A 2,819-nucleotide genomic window follows, 5' to 3' on the forward strand; every position below is an offset into this window, starting at 1 on the left:
CGGCGGTAAATGACTATTCGTACTGTTTTTTTTCGTACGGGCKTCTAATTCTGCAATACGTGCTTTCAATTGCTGGTTTTCTTGTCTTAACTGTTTATTTTCGTTGATGAGTTTTTCGATGGTCTGTGCTTGACGTTCGATGTTTGCCACCATGCTTTCGAGTGTGAAGACCGCTTCTTGGAAGCCAAAAGCAACATTTGCCATTGTGTTCACCTCCCATGTCTATGATGGTAATTAGTATAGACAAGGAAGGTACGAACAAACCGGCTCTCGTAAATTTTTTCTATGTACGGGCTGAATAGTTACGTAYGARCGCTGTTGTKGATTGGATSTRCATAAGCAATTGATCACAGCTTGTGCCCTAACCCMTGAAGGAAAAGACATTCGCACATTTGGTACGATGACTAATGATCTCGAGGCATTGGTGGATTGGCTGAAAGAAAAACAAGTGACGCACGTTGCCATAGAATCAACAGGCGTATATGGGAAGCCGGTGTATCACCTCCTTGAAGAGGAACCCATCGAAGTGCTTGTCGTGAATGCCCAACATATTAAAACGGTTCCCGAGCGAAAGACGGATGTCAAAGATGCCAAGTGGATCGTGGACTTTCTTCGCCATGGATTGTTAAAGGGAAGCTATATCCCCGATCGGGCTCAGTGGGGACTCGGGGAACTGGTCCGTTGTCAGCGCATTTTGATCGAGGAACGGGCCGAGGAGCTCAACCGTATCCAAAAAGTGCTCGAAGGAGCCAATATCAAACTGTCTTCGGTAGTCACCAACATCAATGGGGTGTCGGCTCGGCTCATCCTTCGCTCCCTAATCGAAGGAACGGACGATCCGGCGAGGCTGATCCAACTCGCCAAAGGACGGCTGAAACAAAAAAAGGAGGAGTTCTAGAGCGCGTTGAAAGGAATCATAGGGACGCATCAAAGAATGATATTGGCGGAGCAATGGCGCCATGTGGAATATTTAGACGGAGCGATTGTCCGGTTGGATCGGGAGATCGAGGAGAGAACGCGCCTTTTCATGAAGTGCTGGAGCTCATCGATACGATCCCGGGAGTCGGGCGGCAAGGTGCGGAGCAAATCATAGCGGAAATCGGGACAGATATGAGCCGGTTTCCTACGGCCGCGCATTTGGCCTCGTGGGGGGAATGGCTCCCGGGAATCATGAGAGTGCGGGAAAAAGGCTGTCTGATCGGATGGGGAAAGGAAACCAGAAGCTGAGGGTGTACCTTGTGGAATGTGCCCGTGCTGCCGCCCGAACGAAGAACAACTACCTGTCAGCGAAGCACCATCGAATTGTGAAACGAAGGGGAGCGAATCGAGCGAGTGTCGCATTAGGGAGAAACATATTAGAAATCATCCATTCGATCTTAACTCGAAAGGAACCGTATCGCGAGTTGGGAACCGACTACTGGGATCGGCATCGGGAAGCGAGCATCGTGCGTCGAACGGTGAAACGGTTAGAGGGGTTAGGGTACGAAGTGAAACGGGAAAAAACGAGTGCGTAGCTTTGGTTAACCATATATACTTAAATAAGTTAAATTGGAATCTAATTCCGAAGGCTAGGTGGGGGCCGTTTTTTGTTAATTGGTGTTTTCAGGATAGATGTAACGAAGCAGTTTAACATACCCTTGATGAAAAAGTCGCTTGTCTCTTTTCCGACTCACGGAGGCAAGCCTTGACGTGACGGAAGACCGAACAATCACCCGGAAGCGACGTTGTTCGGTTGCCCGATCGTCGTTCAAATAGCTCTTTAAAAGCGACAAATGGTAAAGCTTCAAACTCCATCTATATACATGCAATATCAAGGAGTTAACTTCTCAGTCATCCTGTACGAGTAATGGCTTGAATGATATCGTTGTGATCCTTACGAAAGACATTAGCAATCACCTTATATTCCATAAATTTACATAACCGTTCGATCGGGTTGAGCTGTGGCGAATAGGGAAGAAGAGAAATCAAGTGAAAATACTTCCTTTCCTCTCGCAAAAACTTCTGAACTATTTGGGCATGGTGAATACGGATGTTATCCAACACCAAAACCATGAGACGATCACGATAGTGCTCTTCGCTTCTTTGCTCAAATAGTTCTCCATGACTAGGTGAACCGCCATTCCCCGTTGGCGAAGAAGGGGATGCTTGATTTTCCGTTCCTGTTTACGAAGTGTCCATTCGTGATCATTGATGATTTTGAGACGTTTCATGCCCAGTCCCGCTCCTTTCCATTTTTTTAAGCGGCAGTATAATCGGATTAGGCACCACTTATACGAAGGTCAACTTTTCAATGAACGATATAATAGGTTCAGTAATGTTTTAGGGGGGCTAAAGTATTTACAGAACTGTAGATGAGCAAATTCACTAACATAAATTGACAACCAAACAAAAAAGGAGACATGAACCCGACTCCTTGGTTAAAATAGATGTGCTAACCAACCATTCACAAGGAGGTTCATGTCTCATGAATAGATTAGCACATCATCAAGGAATCCACAAGTTTTTCTTCGCATTGGGGTTGGCATTGCATTTCTCGAAGCCGGTTCTGAAGCATCTCGTTCATATCGTCGATGCCTTGACCACCAAGGGATTCTCGGGAACGCTGACGGATCTCCATCACTGGAGTTTTCATCCCAATCATCGAACAACGYTCAGCCATTTTTTCACGAAAAGCCCTTGGGATGAAGAGACGTTGCTTCGCAAACTCCAGCCATGGATCCTGCATCGCATCAAGCGAATAGCCAAACGGGAGAAGCAACCCATTTTTGTGTCGATTGATGATACCATTTGCCAAAAAACGAAGCCTTCTTCACGGGCTG

Annotated in this window: 3 protein-coding genes and 3 pseudogenes; 4 read left to right on the forward strand and 2 right to left on the reverse strand. The window is 46.5% G+C overall.

All coding sequences use genetic code 11. The annotated features are described in order from the left end of the window. A pseudogene (locus B1A75_RS19030) lies at positions 1 to 204 on the reverse strand (IS66 family transposase); the annotation flags it as partial. A 139-nt stretch (positions 205 to 343) separates the two neighbouring features. On the opposite strand from B1A75_RS19030, the gene B1A75_RS20700 reads away from it, so the two are divergent. The 3 genes and pseudogenes from B1A75_RS20700 (at position 344) to B1A75_RS20710 (ending at position 1,514) form a co-directional block, all read left to right on the forward strand. After that, positions 344 to 898 (forward strand): IS110 family transposase, encoded by a 555-nt coding sequence (locus B1A75_RS20700; RefSeq protein WP_368483962.1) that lies wholly within the window; start codon positions 344 to 346, stop codon positions 896 to 898. Positions 899 to 951: 53 nt separating this feature from the next. After that, a pseudogene (locus B1A75_RS20705) lies at positions 952 to 1,229 on the forward strand (IS110 family transposase); the annotation flags it as partial. A 9-nt stretch (positions 1,230 to 1,238) separates the two neighbouring features. Continuing rightward, positions 1,239 to 1,514: a hypothetical protein gene (locus tag B1A75_RS20710; protein WP_368483963.1), complete on the forward strand. Its 276-nt coding sequence runs from the start codon at positions 1,239 to 1,241 to the stop codon at positions 1,512 to 1,514. Positions 1,515 to 1,830: 316 nt separating this feature from the next. Here B1A75_RS20710 and B1A75_RS19040 read toward each other — a convergent pair whose 3' ends face one another. Beyond that, positions 1,831 to 2,052 (reverse strand): transposase, encoded by a 222-nt coding sequence (locus B1A75_RS19040; RefSeq protein ID WP_254866671.1) that lies wholly within the window; start codon positions 2,050 to 2,052, stop codon positions 1,831 to 1,833. Positions 2,053 to 2,464: 412 nt separating this feature from the next. Here B1A75_RS19040 and B1A75_RS19050 point away from each other — a divergent pair. Continuing rightward, a pseudogene (locus B1A75_RS19050) lies at positions 2,465 to 2,819 on the forward strand (IS701 family transposase); the annotation flags it as partial.

Source organism: Geobacillus sp. LEMMY01, assembly GCF_002042905.1.
Lineage (GTDB): Bacteria > Bacillota > Bacilli > Bacillales > Anoxybacillaceae > Geobacillus > Geobacillus proteiniphilus.

Coding starts and splice junctions, on each gene's coding strand:
- B1A75_RS19040 (WP_254866671.1), bottom strand. CDS start 2,052: ATGGTTTTGGTGTTGGATAACATCCGTATTCACCATGCCCAAATAGTT.